The organism is Pseudoalteromonas sp. R3, from assembly GCF_004014715.1.
Taxonomy (GTDB): Bacteria; Pseudomonadota; Gammaproteobacteria; order Enterobacterales; family Alteromonadaceae; genus Pseudoalteromonas.
Map to the genome: position 1 here is coordinate 626,974 of NZ_CP034835.1, position 19,484 is coordinate 646,457.

At 47.2% G+C, this 19,484-nt stretch carries 18 protein-coding genes; 12 read left to right on the forward strand and 6 right to left on the reverse strand.

The features are described from left to right. Positions 1-7 precede the first annotated feature (7 nt). From ELR70_RS07680 to ELR70_RS07690, 3 genes are all read left to right on the forward strand, one after another. Positions 8-745 (forward strand): 1-acylglycerol-3-phosphate O-acyltransferase, encoded by a 738-nt coding sequence (locus ELR70_RS07680; RefSeq protein WP_054014421.1) that lies wholly within the window; start codon positions 8-10, stop codon positions 743-745. Beyond that, on the forward strand, positions 720-1,055 hold the full coding sequence (gene rraB, locus ELR70_RS07685) for a ribonuclease E inhibitor RraB (RefSeq protein WP_054014422.1): 336 nt from the start codon (positions 720-722) through the stop codon (positions 1,053-1,055). The genes ELR70_RS07680 and rraB overlap by 26 nt, the downstream gene beginning before the upstream one ends. 165 nt (positions 1,056-1,220) lie before the next feature. After that, positions 1,221-2,474: an HD-GYP domain-containing protein gene (locus tag ELR70_RS07690; RefSeq protein WP_054014423.1), complete on the forward strand. Its 1,254-nt coding sequence runs from the start codon at positions 1,221-1,223 to the stop codon at positions 2,472-2,474. On the opposite strand, the gene ELR70_RS07695 is transcribed toward ELR70_RS07690, so the two are convergent. Continuing rightward, complete coding sequence (locus tag ELR70_RS07695) at positions 2,434-2,745, reverse strand: hypothetical protein (RefSeq protein ID WP_054014424.1); 312 nt, start codon at positions 2,743-2,745, stop codon at positions 2,434-2,436. The genes ELR70_RS07690 and ELR70_RS07695 overlap by 41 nt on opposite strands. 294 nt (positions 2,746-3,039) lie before the next feature. Here ELR70_RS07695 and ELR70_RS07700 point away from each other — a divergent pair, with 294 nt between their 5' ends. After that, positions 3,040-4,296: an outer membrane protein transport protein gene (locus ELR70_RS07700; protein ID WP_054014425.1), complete on the forward strand. Its 1,257-nt coding sequence runs from the start codon at positions 3,040-3,042 to the stop codon at positions 4,294-4,296. Positions 4,297-4,339: 43 nt separating this feature from the next. Here the strand turns inward: ELR70_RS07700 and mutS are convergent, their stop codons facing one another. Continuing rightward, a complete protein-coding gene (mutS, locus tag ELR70_RS07705) occupies positions 4,340-6,925 on the reverse strand; it encodes a DNA mismatch repair protein MutS (protein WP_054014426.1) in 2,586 nt (861 codons plus the stop codon). Positions 6,926-6,949: 24 nt separating this feature from the next. Here mutS and ELR70_RS07710 point away from each other — a divergent pair, with 24 nt between their 5' ends. Both ELR70_RS07710 and recA read left to right on the forward strand, forming a co-directional pair. Then, positions 6,950-7,441: a nicotinamide-nucleotide amidohydrolase family protein gene (locus tag ELR70_RS07710; protein WP_054014427.1), complete on the forward strand. Its 492-nt coding sequence runs from the start codon at positions 6,950-6,952 to the stop codon at positions 7,439-7,441. A gap of 65 nt (positions 7,442-7,506) precedes the next feature. After that, complete coding sequence (recA, locus tag ELR70_RS07715; RefSeq protein WP_054014428.1) at positions 7,507-8,559, forward strand: recombinase RecA; 1,053 nt, start codon at positions 7,507-7,509, stop codon at positions 8,557-8,559. Positions 8,560-9,111: 552 nt separating this feature from the next. Here recA and ELR70_RS07720 read toward each other — a convergent pair. Together ELR70_RS07720 and ELR70_RS07725 are read right to left on the reverse strand one after the other, a co-directional pair. Further along, positions 9,112-11,061, reverse strand: a complete 1,950-nt coding sequence (locus ELR70_RS07720; RefSeq protein WP_054014429.1) for a hypothetical protein — start codon at positions 11,059-11,061, stop codon at positions 9,112-9,114. Between the two features lie 243 nt (positions 11,062-11,304). Then, positions 11,305-11,961, reverse strand: a complete 657-nt coding sequence (locus ELR70_RS07725; RefSeq protein ID WP_054014430.1) for a cyclic nucleotide-binding domain-containing protein — start codon at positions 11,959-11,961, stop codon at positions 11,305-11,307. A 316-nt stretch (positions 11,962-12,277) separates the two neighbouring features. Between ELR70_RS07725 and ELR70_RS07730 the strand changes: the two genes are divergently transcribed. Next, a complete protein-coding gene (locus tag ELR70_RS07730; RefSeq protein ID WP_054014431.1) occupies positions 12,278-12,508 on the forward strand; it encodes a YgjV family protein in 231 nt (76 codons plus the stop codon). 49 nt (positions 12,509-12,557) lie between these two features. On the opposite strand, the gene ELR70_RS07735 is transcribed toward ELR70_RS07730, so the two are convergent. Next, complete coding sequence (locus ELR70_RS07735; RefSeq protein WP_054014432.1) at positions 12,558-14,201, reverse strand: amidohydrolase; 1,644 nt, start codon at positions 14,199-14,201, stop codon at positions 12,558-12,560. Positions 14,202-14,336: 135 nt separating this feature from the next. On the opposite strand from ELR70_RS07735, the gene ELR70_RS07740 reads away from it, so the two are divergent. Continuing rightward, entirely contained in the window at positions 14,337-14,837 is a 501-nt protein-coding gene (locus ELR70_RS07740) for a DUF1543 domain-containing protein (RefSeq protein WP_054014433.1), read from the forward strand. An 18-nt stretch (positions 14,838-14,855) separates the two neighbouring features. Here the strand turns inward: ELR70_RS07740 and ELR70_RS07745 are convergent, their stop codons facing one another. Continuing rightward, on the reverse strand, positions 14,856-15,059 hold the full coding sequence (locus ELR70_RS07745; protein ID WP_054014645.1) for a hypothetical protein: 204 nt from the start codon (positions 15,057-15,059) through the stop codon (positions 14,856-14,858). A gap of 180 nt (positions 15,060-15,239) precedes the next feature. Between ELR70_RS07745 and proB the strand changes: the two genes are divergently transcribed. The 4 genes from proB (at position 15,240) to gltX (ending at position 19,465) form a co-directional block, all read left to right on the forward strand. Continuing rightward, on the forward strand, positions 15,240-16,364 hold the full coding sequence (gene proB, locus ELR70_RS07750) for a glutamate 5-kinase (RefSeq protein WP_054014434.1): 1,125 nt from the start codon (positions 15,240-15,242) through the stop codon (positions 16,362-16,364). Positions 16,365-16,487: 123 nt separating this feature from the next. Next, entirely contained in the window at positions 16,488-17,441 is a 954-nt protein-coding gene (locus tag ELR70_RS07755) for a GGDEF domain-containing protein (protein WP_128064529.1), read from the forward strand. 69 nt (positions 17,442-17,510) lie between these two features. Further along, a complete protein-coding gene (locus tag ELR70_RS07760; protein WP_054014436.1) occupies positions 17,511-17,876 on the forward strand; it encodes a glutaredoxin domain-containing protein in 366 nt (121 codons plus the stop codon). Between the two features lie 101 nt (positions 17,877-17,977). Next, complete coding sequence (gene gltX, locus ELR70_RS07765; RefSeq protein WP_054014437.1) at positions 17,978-19,465, forward strand: glutamate--tRNA ligase; 1,488 nt, start codon at positions 17,978-17,980, stop codon at positions 19,463-19,465. Positions 19,466-19,484 lie beyond the last annotated feature (19 nt).

Genomic DNA, 19,484 nt, shown 5'->3' on the forward strand with positions numbered 1-19,484 from the left:
CTCTATTTTGTTAGCTGTAGTTCGAATTCTGGCAATGGCGCTGTTTATCATCCTCAGTTGTCTGGCTGGCCTGACGTTGAGTCTGATCCGTCCTTTTCATGCCAATAACGTGCATGTGATTGCCTCCTGGTTTGGTAAGATGTCGCGTGTGATAGGGGTTAAGCTTGAGATCTCGATAGACCCGGGCGCGAAAGATCTGGGTCCTGCGATGTACATTGCCAACCACCAAAATAATTATGACCTGTTCACTTTGCCTGCTGTGGTGCCGCATAACACAGTCAGTATGGGTAAGAAAAGCCTGAAATGGGTACCATTTTTTGGCCAGTTGTACTGGTTGTCCGGTAATATCCTGATCGACAGGGCGAATCGTAAAAAGGCGGTTGATACTCTGGATAAGTCGATTGCTAAAATTAAACAACGCGGCATGTCATTGTGGATGTTCCCGGAAGGGACACGCAGTTATGGCAGAGGGTTATTACCATTTAAAACAGGGGCGTTTCATACAGCTTTGAGTGCGGATGTGCCAGTTGTACCGGTTTGTATGAACAATACGGCAGGGCAGATCAAACTCAATCGCTGGGATAATGGTACGGTATACATCAGTATTTTGGCACCCATCGCTTTGGATAAAGACATTCCTGCACGTGAGCATGCCAAACAGATCCATGCTAAAATGGCGGAACATATTGCACATTTAGACGAAAAAGTGAGAGCAGCAAGTGGAAAATTGGCAAGAGATCAGTGAAGACATCGTTGATTCGTTGTTAGAGGACGGGTCTAACCCGGATACCTTGTACGAGGTAGAACATCATTTTGTCAGCGAAGAGTTCGAGAAGCTGGAACAGGCGGCACTGGCTGCGTTTAAGCTTGGCTACGATGTTGAAGATCCGGCGGAGCTTGAGCTGGAAGATGGTAGCAAGATCTGGGGCTTTGATGTAGTTGTTGAAGCTGAACTGGACGCTGAAGTGATTATGGAAGATGTAACTAAGCTGGTTGAAATTGCTACGCACTGTGGCGTTGAATACGATGGCTGGGGCACCTATTTCCAGGAGTAACTCAGCAACACAACAATAGGTCAGAGCGCTGTTTAGCCTCTGACTGCACAATAATTAATAAACACTCATTCTTTTTTCTTAAACTCACACCATTTACTAGACAATTTAGTCTGGCCTATGCATATTAGTGCAATTTACACTGCCGTCAGGCATCATGCGAGCGATATGCGAGTTACCCTCCCTATTGAAGAGTTAAAACCCGGCATGTTTGTGGACAGCGTTCACAAGCAAAAGTCAGGCGCTGAAGTTAAAATCAAATCTCGGGGTATGGTTCGGGATGAAGCTATCATTGCTCGTCTTGCCGCCAACGGGGTTGTTGAGTTGAATATCGATTTTGCTCAAAGTGATATTCCAGTACCTGAAAAATATCAGGCCCCTGAAGTAAAACCTGATACGTCTGAGGCTAAGCCAAACGAGAAGCAGGCACAAGACAAACCTGCCAAGGCAGCAAAAGCACAACCCACTAAAGATAAAGAAATTAGCCTGGAAGACGAGTTTGCCAATGCAGCCAGGCAGTTTGAGCAGCACAATAAGCAATTGCAAATGCTGTATGGTAATTTAACTGCCGGTATGCAGGTTGATATGACACTGATCAACGATATCAGTCAGGAAATTGTCGGATCTGTGCTGAGAAATACCAATGCCATGGCAATTCTCACCCGGATCAAAGACAAAGAGGGATTTAACTGGCGTCATATGATCAACTGTGCCATTTTGGTCACCGTCTTTGCAAAGTATCTGGGCCTTGGCAAGAAGGTGATTGAACAAATGGCCATTGGTGCCATGCTACACGACGTAGGACACACTAAGATTCCCCAGGGGATCATCGATAAGAATGGTCCGCTAAACAAGCTGGAAATGAAAACCATGCAGCGCCATGTTGCGCAATCTCTCGGGCTTACTCGTGACGCGCCAGGAATAACCCCATTGATGCTCGATATGATTGTCAGTCACCATGAGAGACTGGATGGGAGTGGTTACCCTCGCCGCTTGCAAGGTATGCAGATCAGCAAAGCTGCGCGCATAATGGCTATCGTGGATGTGTATGAGGGGATGACCGCTGAACGCCCTCATCGTGATGGCGACGAGCCCCTGGTGGCATTGCGCTATTTGCTGGCTAACAAGGCACAGTTTGATCCTGTACTGGTGCAACACTTTATCAAGTGTATAGGTGTACATCCGGTCGGCACGATTGTTAAGCTCAGTAATGAGCGTCTGGCGCTTGTGTTGGAAGGTAATCGAGGTGCACCGACCGCGCCCAAAGTCAGGGTCTTTTACAATACCAAGCATATGCACCATATTACGGCCAAAGACATTGATTTAAACGAGCAAGATAAAATCAAGATCGCCTCTACCGTTCGGCCTTTAGATTATCAAATCAATTTATCCCGTCTGTTAAAAGATCATCTGCTTGTTTAAGTTTTCGCTTTTGCCATTGCGCAGATAACAAAGCTCCGGCAAGGCAGCTGGCCATCATCAGGATCCACACCAGAGTCCCTTTTTCAGTGTGCAGGGCCAGGCAACTAAACATTAAGGCAAGCAAGGCGCTGAGTATTGCTGCCAACCAGTAATGGTTGAGCGGGTTGTCACATTGTCCTGCCCGTTGGCAAGCACAATAGTTTGCTTTACACAGACTGTAGACGCTAAGGCCACAGAATGTCAGTGCACCGATCATCAAAACTGCCAGCATCGACCTAATCTCCCTACCAATGCCCTGAACCCTCAGAGCTGTAAATATGGCTAAGAGTATATGCTAAACCTGCCTTTTATTTCAATAGTAATGAGAATTAATATCATTTGAATCTGTAACCAAGGGGTTAGAGTGATTAGCCTAACTCTGATCGGATGTATTAATAAAATGCTTCAAATGTTCCAATTTTACTCAATTGAGTAGCTAAAAGTATTTAAGTTGCGGATTTTTTCTCTTCTTTTATGTACTGTGTGGGCAATTTTTTATTCGTGTTGAATAACATTGAGGTTGAGAATGAATACAGTATTGCGCGCATTGATTGCGACAGGTTTGATGGCGGCGTCTTCACAGTCGTTGGCGGCGGCATTTCAGCTTGCAGAGCAAAACGTTTCCGGACTAGGCCGTGCTTATGCCGGCGAAGCCAGTGCGGCAGATGATGCGTCTGTCGTTGCACGTAACCCGGCATTGATGAGTCAGTTTGATGGGGTACAGGTGAGTGCTGCAGCGATGTATGTTAAGCCAGATGTAAGCTTGCAAGGCACATCAACAAACAATGGGTTACCAGCCAGCCAGCTGGATAACGACAGTATAGCCCCCAGCGCAGTGGTGCCTGCTGTATTTATGACGGCTCGTCTGAATGAGCAATGGTCTGTTGGTGCGGGGGTTTATTCGCAGTTTGGTCTGGCAACCGAGTTCGATGAAGACTATGTGGCTGGTCAGCTGGCCGGTGATACCGAGATTGTCACCATCAATACCGGTGTGTCTGTGGCCTACGAGATTGACTCACATTGGACGCTGGCTGTAGGCCTGAATCACGTTTATGCTGATGCTAAAGTGATCCGCCACCTCGGTGCAAACACATTGCAAGCCCCAGCCAGTACAGAGGTCGTTAATCTTGAAGGCGATGACAGTGGCTATGGCTGGAACCTGGGTCTGAGCTATCAAATTGATGCTGACAACCGTTTAGGTTTTCATTATCGCAGTGAAACAGATATTATCTTTGATGGTCATTTCAGCAACCAAATCCCGGCAGCACTTGGTGGCACCAATGGCGTTGCGCTGGCTGGAACACTTGAGCTGACATTGCCGGCAATGGCAGAAATCTCGGGTACGCATAAACTGACTGAGCCAATGACGTTGCACTACAGCGTGTTGTGGACAGGCTGGAACAGCTTCCAGGAACTAGAGGCTCAAGTAGCAGGTAAACCCGTGTTCAACAAACAAGAGTTGTTTGATAATTCATTGCGCTTCTCTGTTGGGGGTGACTATCAGTGGAATGAGTCTCTGAAGTTAAGAGCTGGTTTGGCTTATGACAGCTCACCTGCCAATGAGTTACATATGTCTATCTCAATCCCGGATACGGATCGAACCTGGTACTCTTTCGGTGCCGAATATCAACTGAGTGACGCAGCCAGTATAGATTTGGGTTTGAGTATTCTGCGCGGTAAAACGCAGACCTTTGTAGAGAAAGATTCGCTGGGCAGCGAGTGGGGCTTTAAATCAAAAGGCCATGCGACGGTTGTGGGTGTTCAGTATAATCATAGCTTCTGAGTATAGGCACAATGAAAAGCGGCTCGTGAGCCGCTTTTCATGACTAAAGCAGTGCTTTGAGCTGATAAAGCAGCTCATGGGCGGCACGGGGAGACAGCTCGTCCGGGTCAATTTTCTCAAGCATTTTTTCTACTTCAGATGGTTCATTGACCAAAGGCAGGCTTTGCTGTACCTGAGCGGATGTCGCCGCTTGCGGGTTTTCTACTACACTCTGGTGTTGTTCCAGCAAGGTCAGTTTGCGCTTTGCCATAGCCAGCACGGCTTTAGGCACCCCTGCCAGTCCAGCCACTTGTAGCCCAAAGCTTTTGCTGGCTGCGCCTTCCATAACTGTATGTTTAAACGCTATGGTGTCGTTGTGCTCAACGGCATCTAAGTGCACATTGACCAAACCTGATTGCTGTTCGGCCAGTTCCGTCAGTTCGAAATAATGGGTGGCGAACAGTGTTTTGGCGGCTATCTTACCCGCCAGATAGTCAGCCGTTGCATAGGCCAATGAGAGACCATCGTAGGTACTGGTACCCCGGCCAATTTCATCCATTAAGACCAGAGACTCAGCCGTTGCATTGTTCAGTATAGTGGCCGTTTCTGTCATTTCTACCATAAAGGTTGAGCGCCCTGAAGCCAGATCGTCACTGGCGCCAATACGGGTAAAAATGCGGTCAACTTTACCTATTTGGGCTGCACTGGCTGGGACATAACTGCCGATATGTGCCATCAGGACAATTAGAGCTGTTTGACGCATGTATGTCGATTTACCGCCCATATTTGGACCTGTGATGATCAACATCTTACGATCCGCATTAAGGTGAACCGGGTTAGCAATAAAGGGTTCTTTACTGACCTGCTCCACGACCGGATGACGGCCTGCTTCTATGTGGATCTCATCGCCATTGCTAAGCTCAGGCTTACAGTAATCCAGCGTTTGCGCCCGCTCCGCCAAGGTATTGAGCACGTCTAAATCGGCCAGCGCTGCCGCCATGGTTTGTAGCTGCTCGATATAAGGCGCAATCAAAGTAAACAGCTCTTCATACAGTTGTTTTTCAAGTGCCAGCGCTTTGCTCTGACTGCCCAGTACTTTGTCTTCATGCTCCTTGAGTTCAGGAATGATATAGCGCTCGTTGTTTTTCAGTGTCTGGCGGCGAATATACTCGGGCGGCGCCAGGTGTGAGTTGGCTTTGCTGATCTCAATATAAAACCCATGTACTTTGTTGTAGCCAATTTTCAGTGTGCTGATCCCGGTGCGCTCTCGTTCACGTTCTTCGAGCTGATCCAGTACATCCGTGGCTCCTTCACTAAGTGCGCGCCACTCATCCAGCTCACTATTGTAACCGGGGGCAATCACGCCGCCATCGCGGATCAGTACGGGTGGATTATCTATAATCGCACGCTCTAACAAATCCTGAAGTTTTGGCAAAGTCGGAGAATGTGCGCGGATCTGCTGCAATCTGGGATCGCTGCTTTCTCCCAGCAAGTGATGCAATGGGGGCAGTGCCTGCAATGCATTACGCAGTCGCGTTAAGTCTCTTGGCCGGGCATTACACAGTGCCAGGCGGGCAACTACTCGTTCAATATCGCCAATTTGGCGCAGCGCGTCGTAGACCTCAATATTGAGCTGGGATTCAATCAAGCTGGCTATGGCATTGAGCCTGGCATTAAGCTCGTCACGATTACGCACTGGCGTATGAATACGGCGTTTTAGCAATCGCGAGCCCATCGGGGTTGCGGTTTTATCCAGCACCTGTGCCAGCGTGTTTTCAATGCTGCCAGACAGGTTAACGGTCAGCTCAAGGTTTTTACGCGTGGCGGCATCGAGAATCACCGCATGTTCGTTTTTCTCCAGCGTGATGGCCCGAATATGCGGTAGTGCTGTGCGCTGAGTGTCCTTAACATATTGCATGACACAACCCGCAGCGACTAATCCGGCCTTGGCGTCTGCGACACCAAACCCTATCAGGTCCTGTGTGCCAAATTGCTGACATAGCAAATGGGTGGCCGTATCCAGATCAAACTCCCAATCCGGACGGCGTCTGGCACCCTTGACCTGCTCAAGGACCAGCAAGTTACTGAACGATTCAGGGTAGAGCAGCTCCGCCGGCTGCAATCTTTGCAGCGTAGAAGTCAGGGCTTCGTCGGTGGCCAGCTCAACAATGTTGAAACGCCCGGAGTTGATGTCTAAGTAAGCGACGCCATACTGTTGTTTGTCTTGCCATAAGGCTGCTAACAGGTTGTCCTGGCGCTCTTGCAGTAGCGCCTCATCGGTCACAGTACCCGGGGTGACAATGCGCACAACTTTACGTTCGACAGGGCCTTTACTGGTTGCGGGATCGCCTACCTGTTCGCAGATCGCGACAGACTCGCCCATCTGAACTAATCGGGCCAGGTAATTTTCGACCGCATGATAAGGCACACCGGCCATTGGAATGGGGGCACCGCCTGCTTTTCCTCGATGAGTCTGAGAAATGTCGAGCAGCTGAGCTGCACGGATGGCATCGTCAAAGAATAGCTCGTAGAAATCACCCATACGATAAAACAGCAGAATATCTGGGTGTTGTGCTTTGATCCTAAGATACTGCTGCATCATAGGGGTTTGTTGTTTTATAGTATGTTCGGAATAAAGATCTAACGACATTACTTATACCTAAAGGAATTTAGTATGGAGCTTCATACTGAGATAGCCGGGTTGGCGGCACAATTGGGCGCTATTCTAACGAATAACGAGATGACAATCACTACCGCAGAATCATGTACCGGTGGTGGCATTAGCTATGCGTTGACGGATACACCCGGGTCATCAGCTTATATAGAGCGTTGCTTTGTTACTTACAGCAACGATGCTAAAACCGAATTGTTGGGGGTTGCAAGGAAAACTCTGGAAGAGTTTGGCGCAGTCAGCGAGCAAACGGTTTATGAGATGGCTCAGGGGGCGGCCGATGCAGCACAAGCAGATATAGCGATTGCAGTATCCGGTATTGCGGGACCTGGCGGTGGGTCACCAGAAAAACCTGTGGGTACTGTATGGTTTGGCTTCTATTTACAGGGAAAAGTACTGTGTGAGCGGGGCGATTTTAGCGGTAGTAGGGCTGATGTTAGAGTGCAAGCTATTGATTTTTCAATAAGAAAAATTATTTCTCTGCTAAATGCTTAAAATGTGCTTGATACTGTAATTCTATACAGTATACTTGTCGACAATACGCTAGATTGGAGAAGCAAATGAACGATAACAAACAAAAAGCGCTCGACGCTGCATTGTCTCAGATCGAGAGACAGTTTGGTAAAGGCTCTATTATGAAACTAGGCGACAGTCAGGCGCTGGACATTGAAGCTGTTTCAACAGGCTCATTGGGACTGGATATTGCTTTGGGTATCGGCGGCTTGCCAACTGGTCGTATTGTAGAAATTTATGGTCCTGAGTCATCAGGTAAAACTACCCTGACGCTGCAAGCTATTGCAGAAGCGCAAAAGCAAGGTAAAACATGTGCCTTCGTGGATGCCGAGCATGCATTGGATCCGGTTTATGCAGAAAAGCTGGGCGTTAATGTAAACGATCTGCTTGTGTCTCAGCCTGACACGGGTGAACAAGCTCTTGAGATCTGTGACATGCTGGTACGCTCAGGTGCGGTAGACGTAGTTGTGGTTGACTCTGTTGCAGCATTGACCCCTAAAGCTGAAATTGAAGGTGAAATGGGTGATACCCACGTAGGTTTGCAGGCGCGTCTGATGTCTCAGGCTTTACGTAAACTGACTGCTAATATCAAGCGTTCAAATACTCTGTGTATCTTCATCAACCAAATTCGTATGAAGATCGGTGTGATGTTCGGTAACCCTGAGACTACAACTGGTGGTAACGCACTAAAATTCTACGCTTCAGTACGTTTGGACATTCGTCGTATTGGTTCTGTGAAAGAAGGCGACGAAGTCATCGGTAATGAAACCCGAGTTAAGGTTGTTAAGAACAAAGTTGCTCCACCATTTAAACAAGCAGAATTTATCATCATGTATGGTGAAGGTACTTCTAAGCAGGGTGAACTGATTGACTTGGGCGTGAAGCACAAGTTGGTTGATAAAGCTGGCGCCTGGTTTAGTTATAATGGTAATAAGATCGGCCAGGGTAAAGCGAACTCGATTAAGTTCCTTAAAGAAAACACGGCAATTGCTGATGAAATCGAAGGCAAGTTACGTGAAATGCTACTACTTCAGGCAACCATTAAGCCAGAAGAAGGTGAAGATCAAGGTCTGGCTGACGCGCAAGATCTGGAGCTATAAAGACTACTAGCGTAGCGGAGCACTCAGCAGTTCATATGGGTGCTCCTTTTGCCAGTATCAACTATGCTGGTTGTTTGACTTTCCTTTCGGCTATGCTCTTTGTCTGTCTGAACGCTGTACAGCGTTATTGGTAAGACAGTTAAACCGTCACTTCTGAGCAGTTATTTGTAAGTCTTTTTGATATACATGCCCATTCGCCTTAAATGATCATCTAAGCAACTTTTATCATAGAGTGCTTCTTCTCAAGGTTGTTTTAATATTCACATTTAGTGCCTATCGTCTTGGTGCGCTGACATGTCAAAGCACATTGTACAGCACCAGTCGCCGCTGAAAAACATATGGCATGCATGAGGCTGTACTCACTTTAGGTAAGGCCATTGAGGGTAAGGCTTGCGAAATTATTAAAAACAGGGGCTTTAAACAGGAAATTTTTAAAACCGTTCGTGTCATGCCAATTGGTTTAAACCGAATAAGCTTGAGCAGATAAGGTATGAAAGCCGAGACAATAAAAAAGCCGCGTAAACGCGGCTTTAATTCAGTTTACTCTAGTAATTAGCTACCGCCAGTACCAGTTAGGTTCTGAACAGTACAAGCAACCGGGATATCAAGCGTTGCAGCAGTTGTGTTAGCTTCAATGGCCTGAGTGAACCAAGTGTTGTTGTTCGGGTTCTTATAACGAACTGTGTAAGCTGCCGAATCGCCATTTTCAAGGCTTACTTCAAACTGACCTGAAGGGTAGAAGGTCTTAACAAAGCGACCACCACGGAACAGCTGAGCAATTGTTGGTGTAGTGATTGGAGTAGGCTGCTCGTCTGCAGTATTGCTTGCACACACAAACTGAGGTGTTAGTGGCTTAACAATGTTAGCTGCAGGCGCTGTAGTCAGCTGCAGAGTACCACCATCTAGGTCACACAAGTCAGTGAATTGTACGCCTGATGCTGCACCATTATCATCTAGGTCAATAGTTGTACCATCTTTCAGAGTAGCACCATCCAGAATGTTCTCACCGTCTTTCATCATTTTCAGTTTAACTGGGAATGAAGGTGGGTTTCTGAAAGTACCTTTTGCAAGGTCGGTACGGTTGTATGCGCCAATCAATAGACGGTAGCTGTTAGCTTCAACCAGTACATCAGCATATACTTCGCTGTTATCGCCGTTTGAATCTTTGATGTCAAAGCTTAAACGACGATTATTACACTTATCAGCACCGATGATGTAAGTGAAGAAATCCAGGTTCCAGTAAGACAGGTGGTTAACTGAAACAGCAACGTTATGTGTTGTTGCTTCTGCATTTGCATCTGCTTTAACGACACCATAGCTTTCGAAAGACCACTTACCCGCGTCTTCGTCGTAGCTCCATACAGGGAAGATATCATTCACTGCAATTTGACGTGGTGCTACCGCTTGAGTACATACACCGTTTTTAAACATGCCGGTGCCGTCAGCTTCTGCTGCTGCTTTAACCGCCGCTGCATCAGATGCATCGCCGTCAAAAGTCATAGGACAGGTGTTTGACGTGTTTTTGTCAATCTTCATTGCAACTTTGATGTCACCACCAGCGAAGTTGTCAACTTTAGTGCCGTTTTCGTCAACCAGCTCGATTGCAACAAAACCACCCGTTGCGAATGAACCTTCACGATTAGTTGTTTCGTTTTCAGCTACTGTCAGACCAAGGCCACCAGGGAAAGCATCAAGAGAAGATTCTTGTGTAGCAGCAGTGTCAGCTTCAGACGTTGAACGAGTCGCTTCGTTACCGAAGTAAGCAACGGTCAGAGTTGGAACTGATTCAAGCTCTTTGTTGTCTTTGTCACGGAACTTAGTACCGTTATTCAAAGTAACCGATACACCACCGGCTGCTTTGTTAGTGTTCTTAGCTGCGTCAAGATCTTTGGTCAGGGTAATGCTGTCTGCACCTTCAAGTGCCAGACCGCCTGCAGCTGTGTATGACGTTGTTACGCCTTCACCTGCAACTTCAGCAAGCGTGCTTGTAGTCGCAATGATAGGTGCTGCATTTTCTGCTTGCTCAAGAGAGCGAGCTGTCAGACGAACCTGATCAGCAACATCGACGTCATCGCTTGACAGCTCAACTGTACCAGAATTAGAAAGGAAACCATCAGCTGTGATCACGAAATCAAAAGACAGACCGTCGGCAGGAATTGCATCTACGGTAAACGCAAATGAACCGCCTGTTGCTGCTTTATCTTCTTCTGTCAGTGCGCCGCCCGCTGTGTTCAGAATGCTCGCTGCATTGCTGCTAGTGAACTTAATTGTCGCGCTAACATCATCACTTAGCGGCTGGCCTGCAGAGTCTGTTACTACGATTGAGAATGAACCTGCTTTCTTGTCAACAACTAGGTCGCCAGGTAGAACTGCAACTGTTTTGTCTTCCGGTGGCGGCTTAATATCAACGTTGTTGTCGTTGTCGCTAAAGCAGCCTGCTAAACTAACTGTAACACCCAATGCCAGGGCAAGTTTAGTTAGTTTGAATTGTTTGTTTCCCATGATTTTTACCTTTTCCTTTAAATCCAAGTAAACTGAGAGTAGTCACTAATGCTGTGCAGATGTAAGATAGCCTTGCCCCGCGCGCAAATTAGTGTTTAGAGGATAAGCCGACATTAATTTTTCGTCAAGTGAACTGCTCGAACTTTATCCAAAATTTCACATAAAATAATAACCTACTGATGTACTTTTAGGTTATCACGTCATATGTGTTAATAATCCATTTTTCCGAAGAATAATGAACGATTAAATTTGTGCAAATGCATCTATAAACGCTTGCAATTTAGTCAAATCAACGGGCTTCAAGCCGTCTGATGTTCTTACTATTAACCCTTTTTCAACAAGCTCAGTGACCACTCGGCGATATGCGCGTTCGGTTGTGGCAAAACGTTCAGCTTCAGCACTAACGGTTGAATAGGCACGTAACAGTGCTGGATGATTGTTTTCGGCTCTGAGCAAACAATCTTTCGCAATATTGTAGCTCAATGGCAGCAACAATTTATCCAGGTTTATTTTTTGGTTCTCAGTGAACTTTGCTGCAATGGTTTGTGCTGTATACAGGCTTAATTCTGGCTGAGAAAGTAATAGTTGTCGCCAATGCTTAAGTTCAATCAAATTATATTGGACATCATTAAGACAAGTGACTGTGTATATACACGGCTGGTTATTTAAAGCTTCAATTTCACCTATCAAAGTATTGTTGCAGTCCAGCTGGCCAAGCAACAAGCGCCGACCATTCCCAACATCATAACTGAAAGACACAGTACCACTTCTCACCAGGATCAGCTTTGTGAGGGGCTCATCCTGGTGGATTAACACTTCTTTTTTTGTGTGCTGAAAACTGTTGCCTGCAAAACTGAGCAGTTGCTCCACCAAAGTGGTTGAAAAATGATATTGAAACATCTGGATGGCTCTTCGGACAATTGTCCTATTTATTAATTTGTTATGAAGATAGCATGACACTTATCGGTTTCACGCTAACTCACCCGATTGAGAGGCTAAATGCTTTTCACCCCCGTTCCCGTGTTAGAGCTTATTTCAGGTCCTAATTTCTGTGGGGTTTCGTGAGTTAGCCTTTTTATTCGTGTAGCCTGTGTTGATGGCAATCGCATTTGCTATTAACGCAGGTCGATGCCAGCCAAGCTGATATCATTATCCAGCATTCTGAGCCTTGGCGTCTACACTGAATAATGCTAACTCACTTGCGAGGAGAGAACAAATGACTTGGGAACTTTTAGGTTATGTTGCGTCTGCTTTTTTAGTCATTTCTCTAATGATGTCCAATGTGGTTAAATTACGTTGGTTCAACCTCGCAGGGTGTATATGTTTTACCATATATGGGGTCATGATAACGGCCTGGCCCGTTGCCTTGACTAATGGCTTGTTGGCACTGGTGAATATTTATCACCTGGCTAAGCTACACAAGGCTGATAGCAATCCCCAGTCATAAAGAGCGAGCGCGATACACGCGCCGCTCTGTGTAGTTTTACACTCATCGATTAGTCTTTCGAATACCTTAACTGGCCTGCAATCCAGGTTTGCATAACCTGAATATCCCTTATTTCCTTCTCTGGTACTTTGAAGTAATCTTTATCCAGTAAGATAAAATCAGCCCATTTTCCTTGCTCCAGACTGCCTAATTTGAATTCCTGAAACGCTGCGTAAGCTGCATCGAGGGTGAATGCTTGCAAAGCCTGTTTGCGTGTTAGCCGTTCATGATTGCGCCAACCTTGTTGAGGGGACTGCTGGGCATTCATACGGGTAACGGCTGCATGCAGGCCATGGAATGGGTTAGCCAGTTCGACGGGAAAGTCGGATCCTGCCGCCACTTTGCTGCCTTGCTGTAAGAAAGTTTGCCACGCATAGGCACCTTGTAATTGTTCGTCGGTGAGCCTCTGCTCAGCCATGTGCATATCCGATGTTGCATGAATAGGCTGCATTGACGGAATGATATTCAGTGTTTTAAAGCGGGGAATATCGCCCGGTTCAATGAGCTGGGCATGCTCGATCCGATTCCTTAGCAGTTTCCCTCCGGTTGTTTTAAAGACTTTCTCGTAACTATCCAACACCAGACGGTTGGCGCGGTCACCTATTGCATGAGTATGTGCACTGAAGCCATGCCTGACAGCCTGTGAAATAAGTTGCTCGAGGTGTTGAGGTTGCTCGAGCATCAGTCCCCGGTATCCCTGGCGATCTTTGTATTCTTTAAGCAGCGCAGCGCCGCGGCTACCTAAGGCTCCGTCTGCATAGATTTTGACACTGCGAATAGACAGCATATCGCGCTTATCTTTATAGATACCAGCTTGCAGCATGCTATCCAGCTGTGGATCAGCTGCGCTGAGCATAGCATAGATGCGCAGCGGCAACGTTTGGGTTTCTGCACGGCTTTGGTACAGCTTCCAGGTTTGTTTATCTATGCCTGCATCATGTGCGCTGGTAATTCCCAGGCTGAGTAAATGCGCACCGGCTTTGTTCAGAGACTGGCTTAGGTGCGCAGATGAGGTTGGTGGAATGTATTTTCTGACCAGGCTTTCAGCTTTGTCGATAAATATGCCTGTTGGGTTCCCTGATGCGTGGCGAATAATCTCTCCGCCAGCGGGAGACTGACTCTGGGCGTTAATCCCAGCCAGCGCCATGGCTTGACTATTTACCCAGATTGCATGTCCATCAACACGAGTGAGTACGACAGGCCTGTCTTTTACAAATCTATCCAGATCCTCAGCTGTCGGAAATGTACTGGGTGTCCAGCGAGTTTGATCCCAGCCTCGTCCCAGGATCCACCCCTTAGGATTTTCTTTACTGAAAGCAGCTAGCAACTTGCCGACTTCTTCGACTGAATCAGCGTCACGAATATCAAGACGGGACAGATTATTCCCCAGTCCAATAACATGACCATGTGCGTCAATCAGACCGGGCAGTAAAGTCATGCCCTGACCATTAAATTTACGGGCTTTTGGGTATTGGTCGGCTAGCTGTTTGTCGCCTGTTCTGACGACTTTACCATCTTTGATAACCAGGGTGGAAAAAGTATTAACCTCTCCCTCTCGGGTCGGTGTGTAGCCGTTGACATTGTGTATCAGTGTGAACTGAGCCATGCTGATCCCACTGAACAAGATCAGTGTCAGGTAAATTAACCGGATCATGACAGGGTTTTCCTTGTGTTATTTTATTCGTTTATCCACCAATACCGCATTTTCCTTTAAAAAGACATCGAACTGAGACCAAAAAGTGGCTGTGTTACTATAAAATGGTATCAAATACACTTATTAGGGTCAGAAATGCAGTTATTTATGGTGTACCTGGGCGGGCGGTTGAGTGGCTGCCACATTGAAATGCACGACATACGATTTGTCGTTGGTGAGCGTATCGAAGACACCTTTAGCGCCCTGAAACAGCAATGGGTGGGGGATAAAGATAAAGTGCATATGGACAGCTATGTGACCCTGCAGCATATCGATGGGTATCAGGTGGATTTGGTCAGCGAACCGCCCGAACAACAGCCTAATCTTTACTTCGTTAATCTGGGTGGATATCAGCGCGACTCTTTGGCTGAGCAGCATGCATTTGGGTTGTTTGTTGCACCTACAGCACAGGCAGCCAAGGCACGCGCTTTAGACACTTTGCTGCCTCAGGTGGAGCTGCGTCATAAAGATGATTTGTATGAGGTAGATGACTGCATGATGTTAGATCTCATTGATGGCCATCACTATGTTCGTCTGACGCCCAGTGGTCAGTCGCAATCACTTGCCCCACAGTGGTTTGGCTATCATAAACTGTGATCGTCAAAGCGCCGTTACTCAGTCCTCTTTATCTGCTTTTATGGCGATTTTTATGGCGATAATGACGATGGCAAACATCAGAAAAGGCAGGGCCGCTAAGGCATATTCTGCGATGTGGCTATCCTGGTAGTTGGGCTGCAAAATAAAGTGCCCACCAATACACAGTGCGATACTTACAAAGAGTAAAGGTAGCATTTTCAGTTCTTTATTTGGTTTGCTCATGGTATCAGCCCCATTCATTACTTAATATCACTGGCTTTTTAAACGAGTTGGTCCTACAACGCAAGCGATAGTGGGCCTTTCTTTGATCCAGCGCTTTTTATGGTCACCGATTTTTTTGCGTTCACCTTCGTGTTATAACAGTGCTCAATGCCTGTCATTTGTACAGTGAAGGAATGAGGAATGAAAAGAAGTAAGGTAATAGTGATCAAGCTGGGTACCAGTGTATTAACAGCTGGTACAGATAAGCTGAATAAGCCGCGCATGGTCGATATCGTCACTCAGTGTATGGCACTTAAAAAGCAAGGGTATTCACCCGTGTTGGTGTCCAGTGGTGCAGTGGCTGCCGGCAGAGATGTTGTCGCGCACAGCGTGGGTGTTTCGATTGCCGAGAAACAGATGTTGGCCGCCATTGGGCAGGGCCAGCTTATCCATCTGTGGCAGTCGTTGTTTGCTTTGTATGATCAGCCGGTGGCCCAGCTGTTGCTAACCCGTGCAGATGTTGAAGATCGCGAGCGCTACCTCAATGCCCGGGATACTATCACCCAGTTGCTAAAACATCAGGTGATCCCCATTGTGAATGAAAATGATGCCGTCGCTACGTCCGAAATCAAGGTCGGTGACAATGACAATTTGTCAGCACTAGTCGCTATTCTGGCCAACGCTGACAAGCTCATGCTATTGACGGATCAACCAGGTTTGTTCACCGCCGATCCTCGCAGCAATCCTACAGCCACACTGATCTCGGAAGTCGAGTTTATCGACGAGTCTTTAATGGCATTAGCAGGAGGCGCGGGTAGTAAACTGGGCACTGGTGGCATGTATACAAAGCTCGAAGCTGCGCGCACTGCGCAACGTGCCGGTATCGAGACCATAATTGCTAAAGGTGCCGAGCCGCAGGTGATTGAGCAAGTCATGGCAGGCTCTGCGGAAAGTACCACCTTTGTGCGCTTTGATGCGCCCCTGGAGGGGCGTAAAAAATGGCTGCTTTCAGGTCCAAAATCAACCGGGTATGTACAATGCGACCCCGGCGCTGTCGCGGCCATTAGTCACCAGGGGGCGAGCTTATTGGCTAAAGGGATAGTTGCTATCGGAGGTGAGTTTTCTCGTGGCGATGTGATAGAAATACGAGACCTGGATAGTCAGCTGGTTGCAAAAGGGTTAGTGGCATTTGATCACAAGGAAATGGATCAAATTAAACGCTTACACAGCAGTGAAATCCCGTTAACACTGGGATACCCAGCGTCCAACGTCGTTGTTCATCGTGATGACTTGGTGTTATTGGATGTGTACGCCGGTTCAGTTTAAGACTTCACCCTCCGCCTGCGTCAATTGCATGGGATTCATTGCGCAGGCATGTTTGCAAGGGATTATTGAAAGCTGGTAAATAAACGCTAATCTTTAGGGTGAATCTGATCATTGGGCAACCATGTGACTACATCCATTTGCGGACACGAATACACCATCAGCTTATTACAGCTTAAAGAAGAGCGGGCGTTGTATCAGCAGTTTTGTGACATTCTGGCATCTTTACTGCCAGATTCAGCACTGAGTTTTTTTATTCGCCCGAGCCTGTCACGCAAAGAGTCCCTGAAGCTGGTTTATCAGCAACATGTGGAGCAGGCACTGGCATTAGAAGATATGTTGGAAAAAACCCAGTTGTGCAGAGGTAAGCCGGTGTTGATCAGCAAATCTTACACCTGCATGCCTTTGCGACTTGACGATCAGATCATTGGCTTACTTTGGGTCTATGAGTCGCTCACCCCGGCCAACTGTAACCTGACAGCACACCTGATGAATGTGTTTTTTCATCAGTGGCATACGTTAGCACTGGCCAGAATTGACCCTTTATCTCAGTTACTTAACAGGCAAACTTTTGACGAAAGAGTGCTCCAGATAGCATCCGGTCAGGGATTTTTGCAACCACGAGCAGAACATAATGCGCGCAATTGGTATCTGGCGCTGTTTGATATCGATCATTTTAAGCGTGTGAATGATTCCTTCGGTCATGTCATTGGAGATGAGGTGATCTTGCTGACTGCGCAGTATCTCAAAGACAATTTCCGCGCGGAAGACTATGTATTTCGCTACGGTGGTGAGGAGTTTGCTATTTTGTTTCAGGCGCATACAGATACAGAAGCGCTGTTATTGTTGGACAGGGTGCGTGATGTAGTAGGTCAGGCTACGTTTCCTCAGGTAAAGACTGTCACGCTAAGTGGAGGCTTCACTGAAATAACCGACGTGATGCAAGTATCTGAATTAGTCAATCAGGCAGACAAGGCGCTTTATCATGCAAAGCAGAATGGCCGGAATAAAGTTGTCTTTTCCGGTGCTCTGGGGCTTGAATCGGAGCAGATTGCAAGCTCGGATATCGAACTTTTTTAAGCCAATATGTACCAATTATCTGGGAAGTTTGTGGTATTCTACGCGCCACGAGAATCCTGGAGTCTAACTATGAAATTAATCCGTATGGCGCTTGGCAGTCTGATCTTACTGTTTGATTTTATCTTTACCCCGCGCAGTAAAAAACGCCCGGCAGATGCTCAGGCTAAGTTGGATGCGCAAACCGCCAAATTAAAGTTGTATCAGTTTAAGGGTTGCCCATTTTGCGTCAAGGTACGCCGTGCTGCTAAGCGAGAAGGGCTGAAGCTGGAAACCCGTGATGCCATGAACAATCAGGTATACCGTCAGGAGCTGCAAGAGCAGGGCGGTAAAATTAAGGTGCCTTGCCTTCGAATTGAAGAGCAAAACCAGGTGACCTGGCTGTATGAATCGAACGATATTGTGGCGTATTTACAAAAGCTTGAACAAGCAGCTTAATCACCACACCTGGCAAACTGTGTTGCAATAGTTTGCCCGCTCAAGGGGCTATGCTAGCATTAGCCCCATGACCTCATTAGACACAAATTAAGAGAAAAAACATGACTATCCGCACGCGTGTTGCCCCGTCACCGACGGGTGATCCCCATCTAGGCACAGCCTATATTGCGTTATTCAACTACTGTTTTGCTAAGCAGCAAGGCGGTGAATTTGTGCTGCGTATCGAAGATACCGATCAGCAACGAAGCACGCCTGAATCTGAGCAGGCTATTATGGACAGCCTGCACTGGTTGGGTCTTGAGTGGGATCACGGACCGGATGTTGGCGGTGAGTTTGGCCCTTATCGCCAGTCTGAGCGCAGCGATTTATATAAAAAATATGCTCATCAACTGGTTGAAGAAGGCAAGGCATTCTACTGCTTCGCAACGGCACAAGAGTTGGACGAAATGCGTGAGCAGCAAATGGCAGAAGGGTTACGTCCTAAGTACGACGGTCGCGGACTTAAGCTGAGTCAGGAAGAAATTCAGGCGAATTTGGATGCGGGTAAGCCGTATGTGATCCGTATGATGATCCCCGAAGAAGGCAGCTTTAAGTTTAATGACTACCTGCGCGGTGAGATTGAGATCCCGTGGGAAAATGTCGATATGCAGGTGCTGCTCAAGGCAGACGGGTTCCCGACCTATTTCCTGGCCAACGTCGTTGACGATCACCACATGCAGATCAGCCATATCTTCCGTGGTGAAGAGTGGATTAACTCAGCGCCTAAACTGTTGAAGCTGTACGAAGATTTTGGCTGGCAGGCGCCGGTACTGGGTCACTTGCCGTTATTACGTAACCCAGATAAGTCAAAACTATCAAAGCGCAAGAACCCAACTTCTATTAACTACTACAAAGAAATGGGTTACCTGCCGGAAGCGGTACTGAATTACCTGGGCCGTATGGGCTGGTCTATGCCGGATGAGCGTGAGAAGTTTACTCTGGCCGAAATGATTGAACACTTCGACATGAAGCGTGTATCTCTGGGTGGACCTGTGTTTGATATCGATAAGCTAAGCTGGTTGAATGGTCTGTGGATCCGTGAAGATCTAAGTGACGAGCAACTCATTGAGCGCTTCGTTGACTGGAAACTGAATGGTCAGATGCTGGCGCGCGTGTTGCCTGAAGCCAAGACACGTATTAACACTTTGTCAGATCTGGTAGGCCTTGCCGGTCACTTTGTGGGTGGAATCCCTGAGTATGATCCTGCACTACTGACAGCTGGTAAGGCGGAGGAAGAAACGGTACGTCAGGCACTGCAATTTTTCATCTGGGAGCTGGATAAGCTACGTCAGTGGAACAAGAGTGAAGTCTTCGCGGTAGCTAAATCGGTGGCGACTTTCCACGAGCTGAAGATCAAAGACTTCCTGGAACCAATCTTCGTTGCCATTACTGGCAAAACTTCGTCAACTTCTGTTGTTGATGCTATGGAAATTCTTGGTTCAGACTTGTCGCGTGCGCGTTTACGTGTGGCACTGAACCACCTGGGTGTGTCTAAGAAACAAGCTAAGAAGCTTGAGAAAGCATACCGCGAATACCCTAGCATCGGGTAATGAGGTCCTGCCTCATATT

Coding starts and splice junctions, on each gene's coding strand:
- ELR70_RS07690 (WP_054014423.1), top strand. CDS start 1,221: ATGCGAGTTACCCTCCCTATTGAAGAGTTAAAACCCGGCATGTTTGTG.
- ELR70_RS07695 (WP_054014424.1), bottom strand. CDS start 2,745: ATGCTGGCAGTTTTGATGATCGGTGCACTGACATTCTGTGGCCTTAGC.
- ELR70_RS07700 (WP_054014425.1), top strand. CDS start 3,040: ATGAATACAGTATTGCGCGCATTGATTGCGACAGGTTTGATGGCGGCG.
- mutS (WP_054014426.1), bottom strand. CDS start 6,925: ATGTCGTTAGATCTTTATTCCGAACATACTATAAAACAACAAACCCCT.
- ELR70_RS07710 (WP_054014427.1), top strand. CDS start 6,950: ATGGAGCTTCATACTGAGATAGCCGGGTTGGCGGCACAATTGGGCGCT.
- recA (WP_054014428.1), top strand. CDS start 7,507: ATGAACGATAACAAACAAAAAGCGCTCGACGCTGCATTGTCTCAGATC.
- ELR70_RS07720 (WP_054014429.1), bottom strand. CDS start 11,061: ATGGGAAACAAACAATTCAAACTAACTAAACTTGCCCTGGCATTGGGT.
- ELR70_RS07725 (WP_054014430.1), bottom strand. CDS start 11,961: ATGTTTCAATATCATTTTTCAACCACTTTGGTGGAGCAACTGCTCAGT.
- ELR70_RS07730 (WP_054014431.1), top strand. CDS start 12,278: ATGACTTGGGAACTTTTAGGTTATGTTGCGTCTGCTTTTTTAGTCATT.
- ELR70_RS07735 (WP_054014432.1), bottom strand. CDS start 14,201: ATGATCCGGTTAATTTACCTGACACTGATCTTGTTCAGTGGGATCAGC.
- ELR70_RS07740 (WP_054014433.1), top strand. CDS start 14,337: ATGCAGTTATTTATGGTGTACCTGGGCGGGCGGTTGAGTGGCTGCCAC.
- ELR70_RS07745 (WP_054014645.1), bottom strand. CDS start 15,059: ATGAGCAAACCAAATAAAGAACTGAAAATGCTACCTTTACTCTTTGTA.
- proB (WP_054014434.1), top strand. CDS start 15,240: ATGAAAAGAAGTAAGGTAATAGTGATCAAGCTGGGTACCAGTGTATTA.
- ELR70_RS07760 (WP_054014436.1), top strand. CDS start 17,511: ATGAAATTAATCCGTATGGCGCTTGGCAGTCTGATCTTACTGTTTGAT.
- gltX (WP_054014437.1), top strand. CDS start 17,978: ATGACTATCCGCACGCGTGTTGCCCCGTCACCGACGGGTGATCCCCAT.